The organism is Micromonospora rifamycinica (assembly GCF_900090265.1).
Lineage (GTDB): Bacteria > Actinomycetota > Actinomycetes > Mycobacteriales > Micromonosporaceae > Micromonospora > Micromonospora rifamycinica.
Window position 1 is genome coordinate 5111648 of record NZ_LT607752.1, and the last position, 23377, is coordinate 5135024.

The following is a 23377-nucleotide window of genomic DNA, read 5'->3' on the forward strand; positions in this document are numbered from 1 at the left end:
TTACAACCTAGTTTCGGGGTCCGATCCCGGTCACCGGGTTTTCCACGTGGTGGTCGTCACCGGAACCGCCCGCGTGTCCCCGCGCCGGGTGCGGCAGGATGATCGGCATGACTGCGAGCGAGGGGCCCACCGTCGGGACGCTGGTCCTGCTGCGGCACGGCGAGAGCGACTGGAACGCGAAGAACCTCTTCACCGGCTGGGTCGACGTCGACCTGACGGCCAAGGGGGAGGCGGAGGCACGCCGGGGCGGCGAGTTGCTGCGTGAGCACGGCCTGCTGCCGGACGTGGTGCACACCAGCGTGATGCGCCGGGCGATCCGCACCGCCGAGCTGGCGCTCAACGCCGCCGACCGGCACTGGATCGCGGTGCGCCGGTCGTGGCGGCTCAACGAGCGGCACTACGGCGCCCTGCAGGGCAAGAACAAGAAGCAGACCCTGGACGAGTACGGCGAGGAGCAGTTCATGCTCTGGCGTCGCTCGTACGACACCCCGCCGCCGCCGATCGCCGACGACGACGAGTTCTCGCAGGTCGGTGACCCGCGGTACGCGCTGCTGCCGACCGACCTGATGCCGCGCACCGAGTGCCTCAAGGACGTCGTGGCGCGGATGCTCCCCTACTGGTACGACTCGATCGTGCCGGACATCCTCGCCGGCCGGACGGTGCTGGTGGCGGCGCACGGCAACTCGCTGCGCGCCCTGGTCAAGCACCTCGACCAGATCTCCGACTCCGCGATCGCCAAGCTGAACATTCCCACCGGCATCCCGCTGCGCTACGACCTCGACCCGCAGCTGCGCCCGATCACCCTGGGCGGCGCCTACCTCGACCCCGACGCCGCCAGGGAGGCCGCCGCCGCGGTCGCCAACCAGGGTCGCTGACCTGGCTGAAGGGCTCCCGGCCCGGCGGCGGTCGCCGGGCCGGGAGCCCTTCCCGTCGCCGGGCCGGGAGCATGGCCCCCTCGGCGGGCCGGGAGCACTGCCCCGTCGCCGGGCGGTGGGGGTCAGCTCGTGGCGGGGGCGGTCTCCCCGGTGATCAGGTAGACCACCCGCTCGCCGGCGTTGACCGCGTGGTCGGCGAACCGCTCATAGAAGCGGCCGAGCAGGGTGGCGTCGATGGCCGTCTCCACCCCGTACGGCCAGTCGTCGCCGAGCAGCACACCGAACAGGCTCTTGTGCAGGTCGTCCATCACGTCGTCGTCGCGGTCCAGCTCGGCGGCGATGTCGGCGTCGGGGGTGGCCAGCACCTTGCCGATCTTCTCGGCCATCCGGTCGGCGACCGAGGCCATGTCGGTGAAGACCGGCCGCAGCTCGGCCGGCACCGCCGGTGACGGGTGCCGGCGCAGCGCGGTCTTCGCCACGTGGTCGGCCAGGTCGCCCATCCGCTCCAGGTCGGCCGCCACGTGCAGGGCGGTGATCATCGCGCGCAGGTCGGAGGCGACCGGGGCCTGCCGGGCGAGCAGGTCGCAGACCCGCTCCTCGACGTGCTGGTAGAGGTTGTCGATCTCGGCGTCCCGCGCGATCACGGTCTCGGACGCTTCGCGGTCGGCGGTGAGCAGGCCGCGGGTGGCCTGGCGCATCGCGGCGCGCACCGCCTCCGCCATGTCCACCAGCAGTTGGCTGACAATCTGCAGGTCGGCCCGGAACTCGTCGCGCATCGTCACTTCCTGGGGTCGGTGCCGCCGGTGGCCACCAGGACCGTCGGCGTACGGGTTGAGCAGGTGCGGAACCCACCGTAGGCGGGCGCGACGGACCCGAGATGAACCCGGATGAACGGCACGGGGACCACGGGTGAACTTCTTCCGAAGCGAGTGTCTTTCGTCCCGTTCTGGGCGATAGCCAGGTTAACAATGACCCTACGATCGCCGGGTGGAATGGGCGGTGGCGATCGTGGTGGCTCTGGTGACCGGACTGGTCGCCGGGCTGCTGCTGCCGGGATCCGTCCGTGACCGGCTACGCCGGGCGGCGTCGGCCGGGGGCGAGAGCTCCCGCCGCAACATGGGGAGGCCTGCGATTCCCGACGACCAGTCCGGTGGGCTCAGCGGACTCGGCCGCAAGACCATCGACTCACTGCGCGCCGGCGTCGTGGTGCTCGGCCCGGACGACGTGCCGGTGCTGGTGAACCCGGCCGCGCGGGCGATGGGCCTGCTCCGAACCGGCGCCACCCCCGGCTCCATCGCGGCCCATCCGCTGATCCGTACCCTCGCCGGGCAGGTGCGGCGGACCGGGGTGCGCCGCGAGATCGAGCTCGACCTGCCCCGGGGCCGCGACAACGCGGGGGAGAACCCGCTCGGCGTGCACCTGCGGGCGATGGGCATCGGCGGCGGATACATCGCCGTCGAGGCCGCCGACGTCACCGAGTCGCACCGGCTGGCCCGGGTGCGGCGGGACTTCGTGGCCAACGTCAGCCACGAGCTGAAGACCCCGATCGGGGCGTTGCAGCTGCTCGGCGAGGCCCTGGTCGACGCCACCGAGCCGACCGACGGTGCCCCGGAACTCTCCGAGGACATGCTGGCCGCCCGCCGGTTCGCCGAGCGGATCCAGCACGAGTCCACCCGGCTCGGGCGGTTGGTGCAGGAGCTGCTGGAGCTGACCCGGCTCCAGGGCGCCGAGCCGCAACCCGCGCCGGAACCCGTCGCTGTCGACTGGGTGATCGCCGAGGTGCTCGACCGGACCCGCACCTCGGCCACCGCCCGCCGGATCCAGGTGGTGACCGAGGGGGAGCGCGGGCTGACCGCCTACGGCAGCGACAGCCAGCTCGCCACCGCCGTGTCCAACCTCGTGGAGAACGCGATCACCTACTCCGGCGAGGACACCGTCGTGCGGGTCACCGCCCGGGCGGACGCCGACCACGTCACGGTCTCGGTCACCGACCAGGGGATCGGGATCGCCCCCACCGACGTCGACCGGATCTTCGAGCGGTTCTACCGGGCCGACCAGGCCCGGTCCCGCGCCACCGGTGGCACCGGCCTCGGCCTGGCCATCGTCAAACACATCGCCAGCAACCATGGCGGCCGGGTGGAGGTGGCGAGCACGCTGGGAGGGGGGTCGACATTCACCCTCCGGCTACCCGCCAGCCCTCCGGACGACCTGGAGACGATACTGCCGTCCGCTGGTATCGAGCCCGGCCCGGCCGAACTGCGCCAGGCCTGACCGTAGGAAAGGAAACACCCCCTGTGAGCCGCGTACTGGTGGTCGAGGACGAGGAGTCGTTCTCCGACGCCTTGTCGTACATGCTCCGCAAGGAGGGTTTCGAGGTGTCCGTCGCCGCGACGGGCACCTCTGCCCTCACCGAGTTCGACCGGACCGGCGCGGACATCGTGCTGCTCGACCTGATGCTCCCGGAGATGTCCGGGACGGAGGTCTGCCGGCAGCTGCGACAGCGCTCGCACGTGCCGATCATCATGGTCACCGCCCGGGACAGCGAGATCGACAAGGTGGTCGGGCTGGAGATCGGCGCCGACGACTACGTCACCAAGCCGTACTCGCCCCGGGAGCTGGTGGCCCGGATCCGGGCCGTGCTGCGCCGGCAGAGCCCCGAGGTGACCGAGTCGGGAGCGCCGACGCTGGCCGCCGGCCCGGTCCGGATGGACATCGAACGGCACGTGGTGACCGTCGACGGGGCGGCCGTGCAGCTCCCGCTCAAGGAGTTCGAGCTGCTGGAGCTGCTGCTGCGCAACGCCGGCCGGGTGCTCACCCGGGGGCAGCTCATCGACCGGGTCTGGGGTGCCGACTACGTCGGCGACACCAAGACGCTGGACGTGCACGTCAAGCGGCTGCGTTCCAAGATCGAGCCGGAGCCGTCCGCCCCCCGGTTCATCGTCACCGTGCGGGGGCTGGGCTACAAGTTCGAGCCGTAGGCCGTCCGGTGCGCCGGGGCGACGGACCGTCGCCCCGGTTCACCCCTGGCCGCTGGCCGGGTGCGGGGCGATCTGGCCCTGGCGCAGCCGGGCCGCGCACAGCTCGGCCAGCTTCGCGTACGCGGGCTCGCCGATCAGCGCGGTCAGCTCCGGGGCGTACGACAGGTACATCGGCTCGGCGCCCACGTGCGCGTCGGTCGAGGAGGTGCACCACCAGTCCAGGTCGTGCCCGCCGGAGCCCCAGCCCCGCCGGTCGAACTCCGCCAGCGTCGAGACCAGCACCTTGGTGTCGTCGGGCCGGGTGGTCCACTCCTGGTCCCGACGGACCGGTAGCTGCCAGCAGACGTCCGGCTTGTACTCCAGCGGGTGCACCCCGTCGCGCAGCGCCTGGCCGTGCAGCGCGCAGCCGCCCCCACCGGGGAAGTCGGCGTCGTTGAGGAACACGCAGGGCGCGTCCTCGCCCCGGGTGGCGGTCCGCCGGGCCGGGTTCTTGCCGTCGATGGTGTCGGTCGCGGTCCAGTTCTTCGTACCCCGACGGAAGTGCTGCCAGGTCTGCGGGGTGAGCCGCTTGACCGCGGCCCGGACCCGCTTCTCGTCGTCGGTGTCGGTGAAGAACGCGCCGTGCGAGCAGCAGCCGTCGGCGGCCCGGCCGGCGACGATGCCGTGGCAGCCCCGACCGAAGATGCACGTCCAGCGGGACAGCAGCCAGGTGAGGTCGGCGCGGACCAGGTGCCGCCCGTCGGCCGGGTCGACGAATTCGATCCACTCCCGGGGGAAGTCCAGCGCCACCTCCCGGCTCCGCGGATCGCCGGGGTCGTCCACCAGCACGTGCAGCTCAACCTGGCTCGTCACCCGGACCAGGGTACGCGGGGCCGGTCGGCCGGGCCGGCGAGCCGGGGAAACGTCTTGGCCCTAGGGTCTTCTCATGCGGCTGGGTGTGCTCGACGTCGGTTCCAACACGGTCCATCTCCTCCTGGTCGACGCCCACCACGGCGCGCATCCGTGGGCGGCGCACTCCGAGAAGGTGGTGCTGCGGCTGGCCGAGCAGATCGGACCGGACGGCGCACTCACCCGGGCCGGGGCCGACGGGCTGGTCGAGGCGGTCGGCGCGGCCCGGGCGGCGGCCACCGCCCTGGCCGCCGACGACCTGCTGGCCTTCGCGACCAGCGCGGTGCGTGACGCCACCAACGCGGCCGAGGTGCTGACCCGGGTCCGGGAGGAGACCGGCGTACGGCTGGAGGTGCTCTCCGGTGCGGACGAGGCGCGGGCGACGTTCCTCGCGGTCCGGCGGTGGTTCGGCTGGTCGGCGGGGCGGCTGCTGGCGATGGACATCGGCGGCGGTTCGTTGGAGCTGGCCGCCGGCATCGACGAGGACCCGGAGGTGGCGGTGTCGCTGCCGCTGGGGGCCGGCCGGCTCAGCCGGGAGCGGCTGCACGTCGACCCGTCCGGGTCGACGCCACCCACCGCCGAGGCCGTGGAGGAGCTACGGGAGTACGTCGACGCGCAGCTCGACCCGGTGGTGGAGAAGCTGGCCGGGGTCGGCTGGGACCGCCCGGTGGCCAGCTCCAAGACGTTCCGGACGCTGGCCCGGCTGGCCGGGGCGGCACCCTCCTCGGCGGGCCTGTGGACCCGTCGCAGCCTCACCCGGACCGGGGTACGGCAGGTGCTGGGGTTCGTCCGGCACATCCCGCCGGCCCAGCTGCCCGAGCTGGAAGGGGTGAGCGCCGGCCGGGCGCACCAACTGCTGGCCGGCGCGGTGGTGGCCGAGGCGGTGCTGCGCCGGTTCGACCTGCCGGCGGTGGACATCTGCCCATGGGCGCTGCGTGAGGGCGTCATCCTCAGACGGTTGGATCAGCTCGTACCGATGTGACGTACGCCGGTGGTCGCGGGGCTTTTGCGGTTGCTCGTCCCGAAGCGTGGTGACACCCCGGGCTACCCTCGGGGGGTGACTTCCCGCGTCCCGGTGCTCCTGTCCAGTTCCTCGGTCTTCCCCGAACGGACCGCGGCGGCGTTCCAGCTCGCCGCGACGCTCGGCTACGACGGCGTCGAGGTGATGGTCTGGACCGACGCCGTCAGCCAGGACGCCGGCGCGCTGCGCGGGCTCGCCGCGCACTACGGCGTGCCGGTGCTCTCGGTGCACGCCCCCTGCCTGCTGGTCACCCAGCGGGTGTGGAGCCCCGACCCGTGGGAGCGGCTGCGGCGGGCCGCCGAGCTGGCCGACACGCTGGAGGCGCCGACGGTGGTGGTGCACCCGCCGTTCACCTGGCAGCGCGACTACGCCCGGCACTTCGCCGACGGGCTGGACACCGTCGCCACCCGGTTCGACGGGCTGCACTTCGCGGTGGAGAACATGTACCCGGTCCGGATGGCCGGACGGCAGTTCGTGCCGTACGCGCCCGGCTGGGATCCGACCGAGGTCGGCTACCCCGCGTACACCCTCGACCTGTCGCACTGCGCCGCCTCGCACAGCGACCCACTGGCGATGGCCGACCGGATGGGCGCCGGCCTGGCCCACGTCCACCTGGGCGACGGCACCGGCGAGGGCCGCGACGAGCACCTGGTCCCCGGCCGGGGCACCCAGCCCTGCGCCGAGCTGCTCCGCTCCCTGGCCGGGCGCGGCTTCACCGGCTCGGTCGCGGTGGAGGTCACCACCCGGGGCGCCAGGAGCCGTGGCGTCCGCGAGGCCGACCTCCGTGAGTCCCTCGCCTTCGCCCGCGCCCACCTCACCGCCACCACCCCCCTCAACGCCTGACCCGCACGCCCTCCCGGCTCCCCTTCCCCCTCCGCGCGCCCCCTGCGCCCCTGCCCTCGTCCCTCCGCGTGCCGCCTCCGCCGCCGGCCCGCTGCCGGCCCCCCGCTGCCGGCCTGCTGCCGGCCGGCTCCGGCCGGCCCGCCCCGGCCGGCCCGCCCCGGTGATCAAGAGGTTTGGGTCATGTGATCAAGAGGTTTGGGTCATCCGCCGCAGTGAATCTGACCTGAATCTCTTGATCAACGCCCCCGAATCAACGCCCCCGAGGGGAGGCCGTGGGGAGGGGTGGGGTGGGAGGTTCGGGGGTTGGGGGTGGGTCAGGGGACGGGGGTGAGGGTGGGTTGTTCGGCGGCGCGTTTGCGGGCGCGGTGGGCGGCCACGTGGGAGCGGGTGGCGCAGCGGTCCGAGCAGAACCGGCGGCAGCAGTTGGACGAGGTGTCCAGGTAGACGTTGCCGCAGCGGTCGTCGGCACAGACCCCGAACCGGGCGCTGCCGTACTCGCAGAGCCAGACCGACAGGCCCCACACCGCGCCGGCCAGGTACTCCGACGAGACCGAGGCGCCGCGGCTGGTCACGTGCATGTGCCAGTCGCTGGAGTCGTGGCCGGAGATGCGCGGTTGCACCGGGAACGCCTCCAGCATGGCGTTCAGTTCCGCCACCGCCTGGGCGTCGCGGCCCGAGGTGCCGTACTCGAAGACGTCCCGCAGCCGTTTCTGCGCCCGCCGGAAGACCGCCAGGTCCCGGTCGGCGACTTCGTCGCGCATCCAGGCGTTGTCGTCCGGGAAGAGGGCACGCAGGTCGTCGAGGTCGTCCAGCCGGGAGTTGACGAGGTCGACCCCGGTCCGGGCGTACGCGTCGAAGTTCACCCGACCAACGGTAGACGACTCACGGAACACGCGGCGCGTCGATGTAGTGCGGCACGAAGCGCGCGTAACCGTCGGTGATCAGACTTTCGCTCTCCCGGATGCCGACCCCGGCCGACTCGCCGTCGACGATCCAGCTTCCCAGCACCATGCGACCCCCGTCGAACTGCGGCAACGCCCGGAACTCCTGATAGCAGAAGCCTTCGTCGCCATAGATCCCCGGGTTGCTGATCTCGGTGTCGCCGGTGACGATGCGTACCGAGCCGCCCTCCCGGCCGAGCAGCGGCTTCGCCACGTACTCCGGCATGCCGCGCGGCGAGTCCAGGTAGGCCGGCAGCAGGTACTCGTGCCCCGGGAACAGCTCCCAGAGCACGGCCAGCAGCGCCTTGTTCGACAGCAGCAGCTTCCAGGCCGGCTCGATCCAGGTGGTCGGGGTGCCCGGGTCCAGCGCCGGGCGGCCGTACGGCTCGGCCAGCATCCACTCCCACGGGTAGAGCTTGAAGCAGGTGGTGACCGGCCGGTCGGCGGCGTCGACGAAGCGCCGGCCGTCCCAGCCGACGTGCTGGATCGGCAGCAGCGTCACGTCCAGCCCGGCCTGCCGGGCCGTCTCGGCCAGGTAGCCCGCGGTGATCTGGTCCTCGCCGGAATCCTCCTCGTTGGACCAGCACACGTGCACCCGCCGGTCGTGCAGGCCGGCGCCGATCTTCGCCCACGCCCCCACCAGGCGCTCGTGCAGGCTGTTCCACTGGTCCGCGTGCGGGCGGGTCTCCTCCAGCCAGTACCACTGCACGATGCTCGCCTCGACCAGCGCGGTCGGGGTGTCGGCGTTGTACTCCAGCAGCTTCGGCGGCCAGCAGCCGTCGTAGGCGAGATCGAACCGGCCGTACAGGGTGGGCGGACGTTCGTGCAGCGACCGGGCCACCGCCTGCGCCGCCCAGTCCGGGATGCCGAACTCGGCGTACCGGTGGCGGGCCACCACGTGCTCGGCGGCGGCCACCGACATCCGGTGCAGCTCCTCCGTCGCCTCCTCCAACCGCAGCACCTCGTCGAGGTCGAAGGCGTACGCGGCGGTCTCGTCCCAGTACGACATGATCTCGCCGTCGGGCAGCTCGGTGTCGACGTACACCAGGCCCTGGGTGCGGATCACGGCGTCGAAGTCCGGGCGGGGGGTGACCTGCTCCCGATGCACCGTCAGCCTCCGCAGGAGGCGAGGTGGGTGCCGAAGCCGCCACGTTCGGGCAGCACGCCGGCCCCCGGGTCTCCGGCGGCGGCCCGGGGCTGGACGCCGGCGGTCGGCACCCGCATGGCGAGCGCGACGGTGTCCCCACCGCCGACCGGGCCGAGGGCGCAGTCGTCATCGTCGTCGTCGGAGGTGAGATTACAGCCGGACAGGGCGAGCGCCAGGGCGGTGAGCGCCCCGAGCTGCACGGAGGCCGACCGCAGCCGGCGACGGGGGTGTCGTTCCACGTTCATGGTTGTAACCGATCGGTGCCATCCGCGCGCCCCCGGACCGGAGCCTGTGACGCGGTTGGAACCTGACCGGCGCGCCCCGATGTGGCGGTGGGCACCCGGCCCGGCGCGGACCGGCCGCCGCCGGGCGTCGTCGTGCCGACGGGCGTTACGCTCGGCTCATGCTCCGTTCCATCATCCTCGCCGCCGCCCGGTCATCCCAGGTCGAGCGGCTCGTCGCGACGGCCCCGCTCACCCGGGACGTCGTCCGCCGGTTCGTCGCCGGCACCGGCACCGACGACGCGCTGCGCGCGACCCGCGCACTCGTCGCCGACGGCCTCGCGGTCACCCTCGACTACCTCGGCGAGGACACCGTCACCGCAGAGCAGGCCGTCGCCACCCGGGACGAGTACCTCACCCTGCTGCGGGCGCTCGCCGCCGCCGGGCTGACCCCGGCCGCCGAGGTGAGCGTGAAGCTGTCCGCCCTCGGCCAGCGCTTCGACGAGCAACTGGCGTACGACAACGCGCGGGCGATCTGCGTGGCGGCCGACCAGGCGGGCACCACGGTCACCCTGGACATGGAGGACCACACCACCACCGACTCGACCCTGGACGCGCTGACCAAGCTGCGCAAGGACCACCCGTCGACCGGTGCGGTGCTCCAGGCCTACCTGCGGCGTACCGAGTCGGACTGCCGGGAGCTGGCCGGCGTGGGGTCGCGGGTGCGGCTGTGCAAGGGCGCGTACTCCGAGCCGGAGTCGGTGGCCTACCAGTCGGCCCGCGAGGTGGACAAGTCGTACGTGCGCTGTCTCAACGTGCTGATGTCCGGCGCCGGCTACCCGATGCTGGCCACCCACGATCCGCGCCTGATCGCCATCGGCGAGGACCGGGCCCGCTGGTTCGACCGGGGGCCGGGCGAGTTCGAGTTCCAGATGCTGTACGGCATCCGCCCCGACGAGCAGGCCCGACTGGCCGGCGAGGGCTACACGGTGCGTACCTACCTGCCGTACGGGGACGACTGGTACGGCTACCTGATGCGCCGCCTCGCCGAGCGGCCGGCGAACCTGGCGTTCTTCGGCCGGGCGCTGGCCTCGAAGAAGTGAGCTGGCGGGTGCCCGCCGGCCGGTGCCCGGCGGGTGCCCGCCCGCCGGTGAGCCGGGAACGGACCGATTTTTCGGACGTATGACGCACCCCAGCGGAAAAGGCCAGGTCACGACCGGGTGAACGCCGGCTCTCCCGGGATCAGTTGCCGGAAGGGATCGCGCAGGTCACAGACGTCCCGCTACCGTACTGGTAACACGCGCGTTGCCGGCCCGCACGGGAGCTCCGTCGGGTGGCGCGCGCCGGGCATGGGATGGGTCGGGTGAGCCATGGCCGGGTCGCAGTCCGCCGACGGTCGGTTGTCGGACGTCAGGTTCCTCACGGTCGCCGAGGTGGCCTCGGTGATGCGGGTGTCCAAGATGACGGTCTATCGCCTGGTGCACAGCGGTGAACTCACCGCGGTCCGGGTGGGCCGGTCGTTCCGGGTGCCCGAGCACGCGGTGCACGACTATCTGCGCGGGGCGTTCCAGGAGACCGCCTGACCCCGCCGAGGGTGACGTAACGGGCATCGACGGGGGCGCGTTGGTCCGGCTGACGCTCTGCGGCTACCCTGGAGCCGATCCTGACCGTCCGCCGGTGCGCCCCGCTGCCACCACGCTGGTCCAGGTCCGTTGTCCGCAAGCGGCCACCGGCGTCACCATCTCGACGCCGAGGGTCCGCCCCGAACGTTGCATTGAAAGGCTGTCGTATGGGCTCGGTGGTCAAGAAGCGCCGCAAGCGCATGGCTAAGAAGAAGCACCGCAAGCTGCTGCGCAAGACCCGCGTCCAGCGTCGCCGTCTCGGCAAGTGACCCGCCGCCGGGCCACCACCCGGCGCGCGGTGCCGCTTGCCAACTGTCGACCCTCGGAGGCTCAGGTGATCAGGCCGCGGACATCCCGGCTCGGTCCCTCCTGCCGGTCAGGGCGTGCGCGATGACCCCCGGAGGCACCTCAGGTGCCCCGGGGGTCGTCGTCGTGACCGGGGTCGGCCGCTACCTGGGCGCGCACGTCGCCGCCCGGCTCGCCACCGACCCCCGCATCGAACGGGTCATCGGCGTCGACCCGGTCACCCCCGGTCCCGAGATCACCGGCCTGCTCGACCGGGTCGAACGGATCCGTCTGGACCTCGACTCGCTCGGTGGGCTGCTGGCCGACCTGGACGTCGACGCCGTAGTCCACCTGGCCCTGGCGACCGCCCCCGACCCGCAGCACGGCGGCCGGCCGGCGATGAAGGAACAGAACGTCATCGGCACCATGCAGCTGCTCGCCGCCTGCCAGCGGGCACCCCGGCTGCGCAAACTCGTGGTCCGGTCGTCGACTGCCGCCTACGGGGCGTCCTTCCGCGACCCGGCGGTCTTCACCGAGGAGACCGAGCCGCGCGAGGTGCCGCGCGGCGGTTTCGGCCGCGACATCCTCGACATCGAGGGGTACGTGCGCGGCTTCCGTCGCCGTCGCCCCGACGTCACCGCGACCGTGCTGCGGTTCGCCCCGTTCATCGGCTCCACCGCCGACACCACGCTCACCCGCTACTTCTCCCGGCCGGTGGTGCCCACCGTCTTCGGCCGTGACCCCCGGCTCCAGTTCGTGCACTTCGACGACGCCCTGGAGGTGCTGCACCGGTCCGTCGCCGAGGACCACCCGGGGACGTACAACGTGGCCGGGCCGGGGGTGCTCTCGCTGTCCCAGGCGATCCGCCGGGCCGGTCGGGTGGCCGTGCCGGTGTGGGAGCCGGGCTTGTCGGGAGCCGCCGCGATCGCCCGCAACCTCGGGTTCGGCCGCTACGGCCTGGACCAGGTCGACCTGATCGTGCACGGCCGGGTGGTCGACACCAGCCGGCTGACCCGGGAGTACGGCTTCACCCCGCGCTCCACGGCCGTCGCGTTCGACGACTTCATCCGCGCCCACCACGGCGGGGTCGTGGTCGGCCGGGAGCAGCTCGCCGCGGCCGAGCAGGCGGTGCTGGAGAGCATCAGGCAGATCCGCTCCGCCGTCCGGGACCGCACGTGACCGAACAGAACGGCCACCGCCGGCTCACCGCGCCACCCGTGGCCACCCCACCGGCCCACGACGGGTCGACCCGCAACGGGTCGGCACCCGTTCCGCCGCCCGTGCCGGCCGCTGCCGGTCCCGCTGCCGTCGATCCGGCCGCTGCCGTCGATCCGGCCGCTGCCGTCGATCCGGCCGCTGCCGGGGAGGCCGTCGCGGACCGGCCCGGTGACGTGTGGGACCGGCGGGTCGCCACCGGTCTGGCGTTCCTGCGCCGCCGCCTCTCCGGTCAGTACGAGGTGGACGAGTTCGGGTTCGACCCGGAGCTGACCGGGGCGGTCTTCCACCCGCTGCTGCGACTGCTCTACCGCGACTGGTTCCGGACCGAGGTAACCGGCCTGGAGCACGTGCCCACCGACGGGGCCGGCCTGGTGGTCGGCAACCACTCCGGCACGGTGGCCCTGGACGCGTTGATCCTCTCCGCCGCCCTGCACGACCAGCATCCCGCCCGCCGCTACCTGCGGTTGCTCGGCGCGGACCTGGTCTTCCGAATGCCGGTGGTCTCCGAGCTGGCCCGCAAGACCGGCGGTACGGTCGCCTGCAACCCGGACGCCGAACGGCTGCTCGGCAACGGCGAGCTGGTCGGCGTCTTCCCGGAGGGCTTCAAGGGCATCGGCAAGCTCTACGCCGACCGCTACAAGCTGCAACGCTTCGGGCGGGGCGGTTTCGTCTCGGCGGCGCTGCGCACCGGCACCCCGATCGTCCCGGTCGCCATCGTCGGCGGCGAGGAGATCTACCCGATGCTGGCCGACATCAAGCCGCTGGCCAGGCTGCTCAAGCTGCCCTACTTCCCGGTGACGCCGACGTTCCCCTGGCTGGGGCCGCTGGGCATGGTGCCGCTGCCGAGCAAGTGGCTGATCGAGTTCTGTCCGCCGATCCCGACCGCCCACCTGACCGACTCGGCGGACGATCCTCTGGTCGTGTTCAACCTCGCCGACCAGGTCCGCGAGACCATCCAGCAGACCCTGCACCAGCTGCTCGAACGCCGCCCCGACCCGTTCGGCCCCTGACCGGCCCTCGGTCGGCCGCCCCGGGTGCCCGGGTCAGGCCGTGCGGCGGCGTCGGTGCAGCGCGAGGCCGGCGGAGACCGCGCCGGCCAGCAACCCGAGCGCGGCGGTCGACGGTACGGCGATCCGTGCCGCCCGGCGGCCGGTCCGGAAGTCACGCACCTCCCAGCCCCGTCGCCGGGCGGTCCGCAGCAGCGCGCCGTCCGGGTTGATCGCCACCGCCCGACCCACCGCGACGAGCATCGGCAGGTCGTTGCGGGAGTCGCTGTAGGCGGTGCAGCGGGCCAGGTCCAGCCCCTCGACCGCGGCGAGCCGGGTGACCGCCTCGGCCTTGGCCGGACCGTGCATCAGGTCTCCCACCAGCCGGCCGGTGTACGCCCCGTCGACGATCTCGGCGACCGTGCCGATCGCACCGGTCAGGCCGAGCCGGGCGGCGATCACCCGGCCGATCTCCACCGGCGCGGCGCTGACCAGCCAGACCCGCTGGCCGGCGTCGAGGTGGCGCTGGGCGAGCCGACGGGTGCCGGCCCAGATCCTCGGGGCCATCAACTCGTCGAAGATCTCTTCGGCGAGCCGTTCGACGTCGTCGACCCGCCAGCCCTCGACGAAGGCGAGCGCGGCCTGCCTGGCCCGCGACATGTCACCCGCGTGCTCGGTGGCCAGCAGCCGGAACCGGGCCTGCTGCCAGGCGAACCGGGCCAGGTCACCGGTGGTGACGTAGCTGCGGGCGGCCAGCCCGCGGGCGAACCAGTAGATCGACGCGCCCTGCATCATCGTGTTGTCGATGTCGAAGAACGCGGCGGTGCGGGCATCCGGGGGCACCGGTGGCGTCGTGACGTCCGCCCAACCGGCGGTGTGTCCGTGGACGTCGGTGCTGACGGTGACCCTGCGGTTGCTGGCCATCGCACCTCCCTCCGACGACGGGACGACCCTGCGGTATCGAGCCTAGTCCGGGGCGAACCCCGGTCGACCGGCCGAAGCGGGAAGTGTGGCGGGCGGCTCCACCGTCGGACGGGCGCGGGCGGGGCTCCCCGTCGCTCAGCGGCCGAGGGGGCAGGCGGCCGGGGTGGGGCCGAGGGCGTCGCTGCCGACCGGGGCGGGCAGCGCGCAGGTGATCGCGGCACGCAGCGCGTCGGAGCGCCGGCGGATCGTGTCGAGCAGGGCGAGAGACTGCCGGGTACGGTCCCGCTCGGCGGAACCGGCCCCGTCGAGCAGGCCACCGACGGCTCGGCGCTGCCCGGCGACGAAGGCGTTCACCGCGTCCAGCGCCGCCGGGTCGGCGTGCTGCGTGGCCGCGGTGGTGAGCAGCCGGACGCCCTGCCGGGTGTCGGTGTCCATGTCGTCGAGCACGGCGCTGAACCCGGTCGGGTCGTCGCGCAGGGTGGCCGCCTCGTCGAGCCGGGTCCGGGCGAAGTCGAGGAAGAGCTGCCCCCGGCTGACGTCCGAGCTGGCCAGGGCGAGCTGGGCCCGTTCGGTCGAGCGCTTCATGCCGTACAGGGCGTCGCCCGGGACCGCGTTCTCGCTGGCGGCGGAGATGCCGGAGACGGCGACCGCCCCGGCCGCGATGCCGACCAGGATGGCACCTCGGGCGCGGGCCCGTCGGGCGGTCACCCCGCCCAGCAGCGCACCCCGGGCGGTGGTCTTCGGGGCCGCCCCGGTGACCGGGTCGGCGGCGTCGTCCCGGTCGGCCGCGGCGACCAGCATGGCCCGCAGGCCGGCCCGGAACTCGGCGTCCACCTCGACGACGGGTCGTTCGGCGACGAGCCGACGTCCGACCGCGACGAGCGCGGTGAGCTGGGCGTCGGCGCGGGAGCGGACGTGGTGGCGTGGGCCGCCGTTGGCCTCGTCGAGAAGCTGGGCGAAGCGTACGGCCCGACGACGGGAGAAGAGGTCGCTGTCCACCGCAGGCACCCCCTCTCGCTGGTGACGGCCGGTCGGCCGCGGTGGTTCCCCACGACCGGTGGCGGCGTACGCCGTCGTACCCGGGTCATGGTCGGCGGCGCTGCTCCGGACCGGGACGGGTCCGGAGGCGCCGGACAACCACCGGTCGCATCCGGAGAAACGCTCCGCGCCGGGCAGCGGTTACGGGGCGGCCGGGGGCGAAATCACGAAGAGTGAGCATCGTCGCAGGTCAGGGCTGGAAACCGGCCGGCAGGAGCCGGGCCAGCGCCCGGACCGCCCGGTACTGCAAGGCCTTGATCGCGCCCTCGTTCTTGCCCATCGCGCGGGCCGTCTCGGCCACCGAGAGGCCCTGGAGGAAGCGGAGCACGATGCACTCCTGCTGTTCCGGGTTGAGCCGGGTGACGGCGGTGAGCAGCGCCACGTTGGTGATGTGCTCGACCACGGCCGCCTCGGGACTGCCCTCCGGCCCCCGGTCCTCCCGGTCGGCGTCGAGCACGTCGCCGGTGGTCACCTCCAGCCGGTAGCGACCGGACTTGAAGTGGTCGGCGACCAGGTTGCGGGCGATGGTGACCAGCCACGCGCCGAGGTCGCGGCCCTGCCAGGTGAAGCTGCCGATCCGCTTGAGGGCGCGGAGGAACGTGTCGGAGGTGAGGTCCTCGGCCAGTTGGCGGTTGCCGACCCGGAAGTAGACGAACCGGAAGACCGTGTCGACGTACCGGTCGTAGATCAGCCCGAAGGCCTCGGACTCGCCGGCCTGCGCCCGCTCGACCAGCATCCAGACCTCGGTGGCCGGGTCGGACGGGTCGGGGCGGCTGGGGAAGCCGGTGGGCGGGGTACCGGTGGGCGGTGGCCCGGTGGCGGGTGGGCCGGCGGCCGGCCCGTCGGCCGGAACCGCCGGGATCAGCGCGGTGCCGTCGGCCGGAACCGCCGGGATCAGCGCGGTGCCGTCGGCCGGAACCGCCGGGATCAGCTCGGTGTCGTCGGCCGGGACGACGGGGAGCAGGGTGGTGTCGGGCGGGTCGTCCCCGGTCGGTACGGCCGGGATCACGGCGGTGTCGTCGGCCGGGACGACCGGGATCACGGCGGTCTCGCCGCTGGTCGGGTCGGCCGGGGCGGGTGGCTCGCCGACCCGTCTGCTCTGCGTCGGCATGGTTGGCTGCCGGGCGGGCAGGGTCGTCCGGCCGCCCGGTGTGGCGTTGCCGCCCGGCGCGGTGGACCGGGGCGCCGCCTCGTTGTGGTGCGGGCGTGGGTGGATCCGACGGGAGGCCGGGTCCGGGCGGGGTGGGTCCGTCCGCTCGTTGACCGACGCCCGGGGCGCCGGTCCGGTCAGACCGGTGGGACGGTCCGCGTAGCCGAAGGCGGTCACCGGGCCTCCCCGGGGTGCGCCACGACCGGGACCGGGTGGCGGCGGGAGGCCGCCGCGCCGGGTCTGCCCCTGACGGGCAGGGCCGTGTGGGGGTGTGCCGACGCGCGGCAGTTCCCCTTGAGGTGCTGGTCCAATGCGCGCACAGGCACGGGGGCCTCCTCGGGCTGAGGGGTGTCGACTCACGGCAAATGGGGTGAGCCGACCCGAGTGATGATAGGGCCAACGTCACCCGCGCGTGGCAAGTCCGTTACACAGGGCCAAAGTATTTGCGTGCCCTGCGCACACCTGGCGGACCGGTTGTCCGTCGCCGTCGGTTGACTTTCACGTCGCGGCTTGCTGGGGGACGAATGACCAGTTCAGGGTGGGGTCTTCCGGGCGTCGGCGCGGCCGGTGACGGGTCCGGTCGACGGCGTTTCCCGGCCCCGCGCGGGGGTGTCGGGCGGTCGGTCGGCCGGGTCGGCGGGACGTCCCGGTTGACGCAGGGTGACCGTACGGTGTGCGGGTCTGGTCGGGCGGCCGGCGGCGTGTCAGACTCAGCCACCGCGCGGCGGCGGGTCGGCGCCCCGGCTCGGCCGTCCGGGGTGTGCCGCATCCGGGGACGGGCGAGACTGGGCGGGCGTGGTGCGAAGCTGTGCACCCGGTGCGCCCGGTATCCCACTCCAGCGCGCCCCCAGTCGCGGCCGAGCCCGGCCGCCCTCACCCGGAGGTCCCGATGTCCACTGACGCCCGGCTCGCCCTGATCACCCGGCCCGGTTGCCACCTGTGCGAGGACGCCAAGGCCGCCCTGGAGCGGGTGGCCGCGGTGACCGGTGACCGGTGGGTGGAGAAGGACGTCACCGGCGACGTCGAGCTGGAGCGCGAGTACGGCGACCGGCTGCCGGTGGTGCTGCTCGACGGCAAGGAGCACGGCTACTGGCGGGTGGAGGAGGAGCGGTTGCTGCGGGACCTGACCACGCCTCAGCTCTAGGGTGGCGCGGATCACCCTCGGTCAGCGGCTGCGCGCGATTGGTGAGCGAAGTCGGGATTGAGCAATAATCGCGCGGTGGCCCGCTGCGGTGCCCGATCGATCTTGTGGAATGGAGGATCCGGTGGAGGGGTGCCGCGAGTCGGCAAGATCGCGATTTGTGCACGTCTTCACAAGCGCCTACTCTGTAGTTCCAACGCGCCCTGCTAGCACGGCCGGTTCTCCCGGCCTCCGGCGGGGGTCCCCCACGGGCCGGGCACCGGAGTCGGCCGAGGATCGCACCGCACGGAGTCTCATGAGTCAGCACCGTCACCCAGGCGCGTCCGATCGCGCCGGTGCCGTACCGGCGCTCCCGGACCTCCCGGAGGCGACCGTCGCGCGGCTCCCCGAGTATCTCCGCGCCCTGCACAACCTGGCCGACGCCGGTCACGAGACGGTGTCCAGCGAGGGCCTGGCCGGTGCCGCGGGGGTCAACTCGGCCAAGCTCCGCAAGGATCTCTCACACCTCGGCTCGTACGGCACCCGGGGGGTCGGCTACGACGTCGCCCTGCTGGTCGACCAGATCGAGTTCGTGCTCGGGCTCACCCAGCGCCGGGCGGTCGCCCTGGTCGGGGTGGGTAATCTCGGTCACGCTCTGGCCGGCTACGACGGCTTCGCCAGCCGGGGTTTCCGGATCGCGGCGCTCTTCGACGCCGACGCCTCCCGGGTCGGCGAGATGATCAGCGGGCTGGCCGTGCGGCACATCGACGAACTGCCCCGGGTCGCCGCCGAGGAGGCGATCTCCATCGGCGTGATCGCCACCCCCGCCCCGGCCGCCCAGGCGGTGGCCGAGCAACTGGTCGCCGCCGGTGTCACGAGCATCCTCAACTTCGCGCCGTGCGTACTCTCGGTGCCGGACGGGGTCGACGTGCGCAAGGTGGACCTCGCCATCGAGCTGCAGATCCTGTCCTTCCACGAGCACCGCAAGGCGTCGTTGACCGCGTTGCCCGCCGCCGGCGGCTCCGCCCTCACCGCCCTGCCCGGCGGGCTCGTGACCCCCGACACCCAGGAGGCGATCGGCACGTGAAGCTGCTCGTCGTCGGCGCGTCCTACCGCACTGCTCCCGTGGTCACCCTGGAGCAGCTCGCGGTCTCCCCGGCCGACCTCACCCGAACCCTGGACCGGCTGGTCGCCCAGCCGTACGTCGCCGAGGCGGTGCTCGTCTCCACCTGTAACCGGGTGGAGGTGTACGCCGCGGTGTCCGGCTTCCACGGCGGCCTCGGCGACATCTGCGCCGTCCTCGCCGAGCAGGCCGGTGCCCCGCCCGCCGCGTTCGCCAGCCACCTCTACGTGCACTACGACTCGGCCGCCGTCGACCACGTCTTCCGGGTCGCCGCCGGGCTGGACTCCATGGTGGTCGGCGAGGCGCAGATCCTCGGCCAGCTCCGGGACGCCTACCACTGGGCCTCCGGCGCGGACACCGCCGGGCGGCTGCTGCACGAGCTGATGCAGCAGGCGCTGCGGGTCGGCAAGCGGGCGCACGCCGAGACCGACATCGACCGGGCCGGGCAGAGCGTCGTCACCGCCGCCCTGGACCTCACCGCCGAGCTGCTCGACGGCGACCTCGCCGGCCGGCCGGCCCTGGTGGTCGGCGCGGGCGCGATGGGCGCGCTGAGCGTGGCGACGCTGGCCCGTCGGGACGCCGGCCCGCTCACCGTCACCAACCGGGGGGCCGACCGGGCCGTCCGGCTGGCCGAGTCGTACGGGGCACACGCCGTGCCGCTGGCCGAACTCGTCCCCGCGCTCTCCACAGTGGACATCGTAGTGGCCGCCACCGCGGCCACCGAACCGGTCCTCACCGTCGACGTGGTGACCGGGGCGCTGGCCCGCCGTGACCCCGCCCGGGGGCCGCTCGTGCTACTCGACCTCGCCGTGCCCCGGGACGTCGCACCCGAGGTGGCCGCGCTGCCCGGCGTGGAGGTGATCGACATCGACCGGATGGCCACCCTGCTCGCCGGCGGCCCGGCCGCCGCGGACGCCGCCGAGGTCGGCCGGATCGTGGCCGCCGAGGTCGAGGCGTTCCTGAGCTGGCTGCGCGGGGCCGACGTGGCACCCACCGTGGCCGCCCTGCGCGGCCGGGCCGACGACGTGGTCAGCGCCGAGCTGCGCCGGCTCGCCCAGCGTCGCCCCGACCTCAGCGACGACCAGCGCGCCGAGGTCGCCCGGACCGTACACCGGGTGGTGCAGCGGCTGCTGCACCAGCCGACCGTCAAGGTCCGTCAGCTCGCCGCCGAGCCGGGCGGCGACCAGTACGCCGCACTGCTGCGCGAGCTGTTCGACCTGCAGGTGCCGCAGACCTCCGGGGTCGGCTCGGTGCCGGAGGTGGTGGAGACCGTCGACGGCCGCGCGTCGTTCGAGGTGGCCGGCGTCCCGACCACCGGCACCGACCAGCCGTCCAGCGGAGGTGAGCGATGAGCGGCCCCCTGCGCCTGGGCACCCGGGGCAGCGCCCTGGCCATGGCCCAGTCCGGCCACGTCGCCGCGGCGATCACCGCGGCAACCGGCCGCGCCGTCGAACTGGTCGAGGTGGTCACCGCCGGTGACCGCTCGTCCGCGCCGGTGCAGCGGCTCGGCGTCGGTGTCTTCGTCTCCGCGCTGCGCGACGCGTTGACCGCCGGCACCATCGACCTCGCCGTGCACTCGTACAAGGACCTGCCCACCGCCCAGGCGGACGGGTTGACCGTCGCGGCGGTGCCACCCCGGCAGGATCCGCGCGACGCGCTGGTCGCCACCGGTGGCCGTACCCTCGCCGAGCTGCCGCCCGGGGCCGTGGTCGGCACCGGCGCGCTGCGCCGCATCGCCCAGCTGCACGCCCTCGGCCTGCACCTGGAGGTCACCCCGATCCGGGGCAACGTCGACACCCGGCTCGGCCGGGTGCTCGGCCCGGACGCCGACCTCGACGCGGTCGTCCTGGCGCGGGCCGGACTGGCCCGGCTCGACCGGGCCGACGTGATCACCGAAACGCTCGACCCGATGCTGATGCTGCCCGCGCCCGCCCAGGGCGCGCTGGCGGTGGAGTGCCGGATCGACGACTCCGACCTGGTCGAGCTGCTCGCCGCACTCGATCACGCACCGTCCCGGGCCGCGGTCACCGCGGAGCGGGCGTTGCTGGCCACCCTGGAGGCCGGGTGCTCCGCCCCGGTCGCCGCCTATGCCGTCATCGCCGAAGGCGAGCCGACCGGCTCGGATGCCGAAGGCGATGTCGTCCACGAGATCTACCTGCGCGGGGCGGTGATCAGCCCGGACGGTTCCCGAGACCTCCGGCTGTCCCGCACCGGAACGCCCGCCGACGCGGCGGAGATCGGCAAGGCACTCGCCGCCGAACTCCTCGACCTCGGCGCCGACTCGATCCTCGGCCACGAAGGAACCACCGGCCCGAGGACCCAGCAATTTGGGAGCACAGAATGACCCGCACCCGTAAGCCCGTCGGCCGCATCGCGTTCGTCGGCGCCGGTCCCGGTGACCCGGGCCTGCTGACCCGCCGCGCCCACGACGCCCTGGTCGACGCCGACCAGGTGGTGTACGACCGGGGAGTCCCCGAGTCGCTGCTCGACGTCGTGCGCGCCCAGGCCCGGTCCGACGCCCAGTTCAGCCCCGCCGAGGGCGTGCCGGGCGACGTGGCCAAGATGCTCATCAGCGCGGCCCGCTCCGGGCTCAACGCGGTGCACCTGGTCGCCGGAGACCCGTTCGGCCACGACTCGGTGGTCAAGGAGGTGCAGGCGGTCGCGCGTACCGCCGCGCACTTCGAGGTGGTGCCGGGCGTCGGCCAGGCCGAGGGCGTCGCCACCTACGCCGGGGTGCCGCTGCCCGGGGTACGCACCGCCGCCGACGTCGAGGACGTCGGCACGCTGGACTTCGACGCGCTCGCCGCCGCCGTCGGCCGGGGGTCACTGGCCCTGGCGGTCGACGCCGGTGACCTGGCCGCCGTCCGGGACGGGCTGCTGGCCGCCGGGGTGGACGGCACCACCGGGGTCGGGGTGACCGGCGACGGCACCGGCGAGACGCAGTACACCACCACGTCGAGCGTGGACTCGTTCGTCGCGGCGGCACTCGGCTTCACCGGCCGGGTGGTGCTCACCGTCGGCGAGGGCGTCGGCCAGCGGGACAGGCTGAGCTGGTGGGAGAACCGCCCGCTGTACGGCTGGAAGGTGCTCGTCCCCCGGACCAAGGAGCAGGCCGGGGCGATGAGCGCCCGGCTGCGCGCGTACGGGGCGATCCCGTGCGAGGTGCCGACCATCGCGGTCGAGCCGCCACGGACCCCGGCCCAGATGGAGCGGGCGGTAAAGGGCCTGGTCGACGGCCGGTACGCCTGGGTGGTCTTCACCTCGGTCAACGCGGTCCGGGCGGTCTGGGAGAAGTTCGCCGAGCACGGTCTGGACGCCCGGCACTTCGGCGGCGTCAAGATCGCCTGTATCGGTGAGGCCACCGCCGAGGCGGTGCGCGCGTTCGGCATCCAGCCGGAGCTGATCCCCGCCGGGGAGCAGTCCTCCGAGGGGCTGCTGGCCGAGTTCTCCCCGCACGACGAGATCCTCGACCCGGTCGGTCGGGTACTGCTGCCGCGCGCCGACATCGCCACCGAGACGCTCGCCGCCGGGCTCACCGAACGCGGGTGGGAGGTCGACGACGTGACCGCCTACCGGACGGTCCGGGCCGCCCCGCCGCCCGCCGAGATCCGGGACGCGATCAAGTCGGGCGGATTCGACGCGGTGCTCTTCACCTCGTCCTCGACTGTACGCAACCTGGTAGGTATCGCCGGCAAGCCGCACGCGCGTACCGTGGTGGCGGTCATCGGTCCCAAGACGGCGGAGACCGCGACGGAGTTCGGCCTGCGGGTCGACGTGCAGCCGCCGCACGCCTCGGTGCCCGACCTGGTCGAGGCGCTCGCCGCCTACGCCGTCGAACTGCGCGAGAAGCTCGCCGCCATGCCGGCGAAGCAGCGTCGCGGTTCCAAGGTGCAGGGGCCGACCGCCCTGAGGTTCCGCTAGCCGCACTGGGAGGCCCAGCATGCCGTACCCCGAGATCCGGCCCCGCCGGCTGCGCCGTAGCGCGGCGGTGCGGCGGCTGGTCTCCGAGACCCGGGTCGACCCGGCCGAGCTGGTCGTGCCGATGTTCGTCAAGGAGGGGCTGACCGAGCCACGTCCCATCGCGTCGCTCCCGGGGGTGCTCCAGCACTCCCGGGACTCGCTGCGCAAGGCGGTCGTGGAGGCGGTCCGGGCCGGGGTGGGCGGAATCATGCTGTTCGGGGTGCCCGAGCGGCGGGATCCGACCGGCTCCGGCGGCATCGACCCGGCCGGCATCCTGAACGTCGCCATCCGCGACGTGGTGGCCGAGGTCGGGGACGCCACCGTGGTGATGAGCGACCTGTGTCTGGACGAGTTCACCTCGCACGGGCACTGCGGCCTGCTCACCCCCGACGGTGCGGTGGACAACGACGCCACCCTGGCCGCGTACGCCGAGATGGCGGTGGCCCAGGCGGACGCCGGGGTCGGCATGGTCGGCCCGTCCGGGATGATGGACGGCCAGGTCGGGGTGGTCCGCCGGGCGCTGGACGCCGCCGGTCACACCGACGTGGCGGTGCTGGCGTACGCGGCGAAGTACGCCTCCGCCTTCTACGGCCCGTTCCGCGACGCCGTCGAGTCGGCGCTCGACGGTGATCGGCGCACCTACCAGCAGGACCCGGCCAACCTGCGGGAGTCGCTGCGCGAGGTCGAGCTGGACGTGGCCGAGGGCGCCGACCTGGTGATGGTGAAGCCGGCCCTGCCCTACCTCGACGTGGTGGCGGCGGTCCGGGCCGCCGTCGATGTGCCGGTCGCCGCATACCAGGTCTCCGGCGAGTACGCGACTGTCGAGGCGGCTGCCGCGAACGGCTGGATCGACCGCGAGCGGGTGATGCTGGAGACGCTCACCTCGATCCGCCGGGCCGGCGCGCAGATCATCCTCACCTACTGGGCGGTCGAGGCCGCCGGCCTGCTCCGCCAGCGCCACTGATCCCCGGGGCGGGCTGCGTTCCACGACCGGCGTGGCCCACCCTCGTCCACGTCACCCGGGTTCTGCTCCCAGC

24 protein-coding genes are annotated in these 23377 nt (G+C 73.5%); 16 read left to right on the top strand and 8 right to left on the bottom strand.

The annotated features are described in order from the left end of the window. The first annotated feature begins 107 nt into the window (after positions 1-107). Positions 108-875 carry a phosphoglyceromutase gene (locus GA0070623_RS21335; protein ID WP_067314796.1) on the top strand — a complete coding sequence of 256 codons (768 nt, stop codon included), beginning with the start codon at positions 108-110 and terminating at the stop codon, positions 873-875. Between the two features lie 122 nt (positions 876-997). On the opposite strand, the gene phoU is transcribed toward GA0070623_RS21335, so the two are convergent. Further along, positions 998-1651, bottom strand: coding sequence for a phosphate signaling complex protein PhoU (phoU, locus tag GA0070623_RS21340; RefSeq protein WP_067314789.1), 654 nt, complete (start codon positions 1649-1651; stop codon positions 998-1000). Positions 1652-1862: 211 nt separating this feature from the next. Here phoU and GA0070623_RS21345 point away from each other — a divergent pair, with 211 nt between their 5' ends. Then, positions 1863-3146 (top strand): sensor histidine kinase, encoded by a 1284-nt coding sequence (locus GA0070623_RS21345; protein WP_067314786.1) that lies wholly within the window; start codon positions 1863-1865, stop codon positions 3144-3146. Between the two features lie 23 nt (positions 3147-3169). After that, positions 3170-3853: a response regulator transcription factor gene (locus GA0070623_RS21350; protein ID WP_067314784.1), complete on the top strand. Its 684-nt coding sequence runs from the start codon at positions 3170-3172 to the stop codon at positions 3851-3853. A gap of 39 nt (positions 3854-3892) precedes the next feature. Here GA0070623_RS21350 and GA0070623_RS21355 read toward each other — a convergent pair whose 3' ends face one another. Next, positions 3893-4705 (bottom strand): hypothetical protein, encoded by an 813-nt coding sequence (locus GA0070623_RS21355; RefSeq protein WP_067314781.1) that lies wholly within the window; start codon positions 4703-4705, stop codon positions 3893-3895. A gap of 73 nt (positions 4706-4778) precedes the next feature. Between GA0070623_RS21355 and GA0070623_RS21360 the strand changes: the two genes are divergently transcribed. Together GA0070623_RS21360 and GA0070623_RS21365 are read left to right on the top strand one after the other, a co-directional pair. Next, entirely contained in the window at positions 4779-5723 is a 945-nt protein-coding gene (locus tag GA0070623_RS21360) for a Ppx/GppA phosphatase family protein (RefSeq protein WP_067314778.1), read from the top strand. Between the two features lie 75 nt (positions 5724-5798). Further along, positions 5799-6605 carry a sugar phosphate isomerase/epimerase family protein gene (locus tag GA0070623_RS21365; RefSeq protein ID WP_172898440.1) on the top strand — a complete coding sequence of 269 codons (807 nt, stop codon included), beginning with the start codon at positions 5799-5801 and terminating at the stop codon, positions 6603-6605. A 314-nt stretch (positions 6606-6919) separates the two neighbouring features. Here the strand turns inward: GA0070623_RS21365 and GA0070623_RS21370 are convergent, their stop codons facing one another. From GA0070623_RS21370 to GA0070623_RS21380, 3 genes are read right to left on the bottom strand one after another with little or no spacing between them, the layout of a single operon-like run. Then, positions 6920-7468 carry a CGNR zinc finger domain-containing protein gene (locus GA0070623_RS21370; RefSeq protein WP_067314612.1) on the bottom strand — a complete coding sequence of 183 codons (549 nt, stop codon included), beginning with the start codon at positions 7466-7468 and terminating at the stop codon, positions 6920-6922. 19 nt (positions 7469-7487) lie between these two features. Further along, positions 7488-8654, bottom strand: coding sequence for a glutathionylspermidine synthase family protein (locus GA0070623_RS21375; RefSeq protein ID WP_067314609.1), 1167 nt, complete (start codon positions 8652-8654; stop codon positions 7488-7490). Between the two features lie 2 nt (positions 8655-8656). Beyond that, the gene (locus tag GA0070623_RS21380) at positions 8657-8938 is read right to left on the bottom strand and encodes a hypothetical protein (protein WP_231932509.1); all 282 of its coding nucleotides are present in this window, start codon (positions 8936-8938) and stop codon (positions 8657-8659) included. Positions 8939-9096: 158 nt separating this feature from the next. On the opposite strand from GA0070623_RS21380, the gene GA0070623_RS21385 reads away from it, so the two are divergent. From GA0070623_RS21385 to GA0070623_RS21405, 5 genes are all read left to right on the top strand, one after another. Continuing rightward, positions 9097-10017 carry a proline dehydrogenase family protein gene (locus GA0070623_RS21385; protein WP_067314607.1) on the top strand — a complete coding sequence of 307 codons (921 nt, stop codon included), beginning with the start codon at positions 9097-9099 and terminating at the stop codon, positions 10015-10017. Positions 10018-10284: 267 nt separating this feature from the next. After that, complete coding sequence (locus GA0070623_RS21390) at positions 10285-10497, top strand: helix-turn-helix domain-containing protein (protein ID WP_067314605.1); 213 nt, start codon at positions 10285-10287, stop codon at positions 10495-10497. A gap of 206 nt (positions 10498-10703) precedes the next feature. Then, positions 10704-10805, top strand: a complete 102-nt coding sequence (locus GA0070623_RS21395) for a 30S ribosomal protein bS22 (RefSeq protein WP_007465623.1) — start codon at positions 10704-10706, stop codon at positions 10803-10805. A gap of 121 nt (positions 10806-10926) precedes the next feature. Further along, complete coding sequence (locus GA0070623_RS21400; RefSeq protein ID WP_067314603.1) at positions 10927-12000, top strand: NAD-dependent epimerase/dehydratase family protein; 1074 nt, start codon at positions 10927-10929, stop codon at positions 11998-12000. 212 nt (positions 12001-12212) lie between these two features. Then, on the top strand, positions 12213-13049 hold the full coding sequence (locus GA0070623_RS21405) for a lysophospholipid acyltransferase family protein (RefSeq protein ID WP_067314615.1): 837 nt from the start codon (positions 12213-12215) through the stop codon (positions 13047-13049). Positions 13050-13082: 33 nt separating this feature from the next. Here GA0070623_RS21405 and GA0070623_RS21410 read toward each other — a convergent pair whose 3' ends face one another. The 3 genes from GA0070623_RS21410 to GA0070623_RS31695 form a co-directional block, all read right to left on the bottom strand. Next, the gene (locus GA0070623_RS21410; protein ID WP_067314601.1) at positions 13083-13949 is read right to left on the bottom strand and encodes an HAD family hydrolase; all 867 of its coding nucleotides are present in this window, start codon (positions 13947-13949) and stop codon (positions 13083-13085) included. Positions 13950-14084: 135 nt separating this feature from the next. Further along, on the bottom strand, positions 14085-14948 hold the full coding sequence (locus tag GA0070623_RS21415) for a DUF5667 domain-containing protein (protein WP_067314599.1): 864 nt from the start codon (positions 14946-14948) through the stop codon (positions 14085-14087). Between the two features lie 229 nt (positions 14949-15177). Continuing rightward, complete coding sequence (locus GA0070623_RS31695) at positions 15178-16314, bottom strand: ECF subfamily RNA polymerase sigma factor, BldN family (protein ID WP_231932511.1); 1137 nt, start codon at positions 16312-16314, stop codon at positions 15178-15180. A 712-nt stretch (positions 16315-17026) separates the two neighbouring features. Between GA0070623_RS31695 and GA0070623_RS21425 the strand changes: the two genes are divergently transcribed. The 6 genes from GA0070623_RS21425 (at position 17027) to hemB (ending at position 23304) form a co-directional block, all read left to right on the top strand. Beyond that, a complete protein-coding gene (locus tag GA0070623_RS21425) occupies positions 17027-17281 on the top strand; it encodes a glutaredoxin family protein (protein WP_067315007.1) in 255 nt (84 codons plus the stop codon). Between the two features lie 292 nt (positions 17282-17573). Beyond that, on the top strand, positions 17574-18344 hold the full coding sequence (locus tag GA0070623_RS21430; protein ID WP_067315005.1) for a redox-sensing transcriptional repressor Rex: 771 nt from the start codon (positions 17574-17576) through the stop codon (positions 18342-18344). After that, the gene (locus GA0070623_RS21435; protein WP_067315003.1) at positions 18341-19732 is read left to right on the top strand and encodes a glutamyl-tRNA reductase; all 1392 of its coding nucleotides are present in this window, start codon (positions 18341-18343) and stop codon (positions 19730-19732) included. The genes GA0070623_RS21430 and GA0070623_RS21435 overlap by 4 nt, the downstream gene beginning before the upstream one ends. Next, on the top strand, positions 19729-20724 hold the full coding sequence (gene hemC / locus GA0070623_RS21440; RefSeq protein WP_067315001.1) for a hydroxymethylbilane synthase: 996 nt from the start codon (positions 19729-19731) through the stop codon (positions 20722-20724). The genes GA0070623_RS21435 and hemC overlap by 4 nt, the downstream gene beginning before the upstream one ends. Next, positions 20721-22301, top strand: a complete 1581-nt coding sequence (locus GA0070623_RS21445) for a bifunctional uroporphyrinogen-III C-methyltransferase/uroporphyrinogen-III synthase (RefSeq protein ID WP_067314999.1) — start codon at positions 20721-20723, stop codon at positions 22299-22301. The genes hemC and GA0070623_RS21445 overlap by 4 nt, the downstream gene beginning before the upstream one ends. Before the next feature lie 19 nt (positions 22302-22320). Next, entirely contained in the window at positions 22321-23304 is a 984-nt protein-coding gene (gene hemB / locus GA0070623_RS21450) for a porphobilinogen synthase (protein ID WP_067314997.1), read from the top strand. The last annotated feature ends 73 nt before the right edge of the window (positions 23305-23377 follow it).

Bases quoted from the DNA above. Each gene is read 5' to 3' on its own strand.
- GA0070623_RS21430 (WP_067315005.1), top strand. From the start codon at position 17,574: ATGAGTCAGCACCGTCACCCAGGCGCGTCCGATCGCGCCGGTGCCGTA.
- GA0070623_RS21385 (WP_067314607.1), top strand. From the start codon at position 9,097: ATGCTCCGTTCCATCATCCTCGCCGCCGCCCGGTCATCCCAGGTCGAG.
- GA0070623_RS21400 (WP_067314603.1), top strand. From the start codon at position 10,927: ATGACCCCCGGAGGCACCTCAGGTGCCCCGGGGGTCGTCGTCGTGACC.
- GA0070623_RS21395 (WP_007465623.1), top strand. From the start codon at position 10,704: ATGGGCTCGGTGGTCAAGAAGCGCCGCAAGCGCATGGCTAAGAAGAAG.
- phoU (WP_067314789.1), bottom strand. From the start codon at position 1,651: ATGCGCGACGAGTTCCGGGCCGACCTGCAGATTGTCAGCCAACTGCTG.
- GA0070623_RS21360 (WP_067314778.1), top strand. From the start codon at position 4,779: ATGCGGCTGGGTGTGCTCGACGTCGGTTCCAACACGGTCCATCTCCTC.
- hemC (WP_067315001.1), top strand. From the start codon at position 19,729: ATGAGCGGCCCCCTGCGCCTGGGCACCCGGGGCAGCGCCCTGGCCATG.
- GA0070623_RS21410 (WP_067314601.1), bottom strand. From the start codon at position 13,949: ATGGCCAGCAACCGCAGGGTCACCGTCAGCACCGACGTCCACGGACAC.
- GA0070623_RS21425 (WP_067315007.1), top strand. From the start codon at position 17,027: ATGTCCACTGACGCCCGGCTCGCCCTGATCACCCGGCCCGGTTGCCAC.
- GA0070623_RS21335 (WP_067314796.1), top strand. From the start codon at position 108: ATGACTGCGAGCGAGGGGCCCACCGTCGGGACGCTGGTCCTGCTGCGG.
- GA0070623_RS21445 (WP_067314999.1), top strand. From the start codon at position 20,721: ATGACCCGCACCCGTAAGCCCGTCGGCCGCATCGCGTTCGTCGGCGCC.
- GA0070623_RS21380 (WP_231932509.1), bottom strand. From the start codon at position 8,938: ATGAACGTGGAACGACACCCCCGTCGCCGGCTGCGGTCGGCCTCCGTG.
- GA0070623_RS21390 (WP_067314605.1), top strand. From the start codon at position 10,285: ATGGCCGGGTCGCAGTCCGCCGACGGTCGGTTGTCGGACGTCAGGTTC.
- hemB (WP_067314997.1), top strand. From the start codon at position 22,321: ATGCCGTACCCCGAGATCCGGCCCCGCCGGCTGCGCCGTAGCGCGGCG.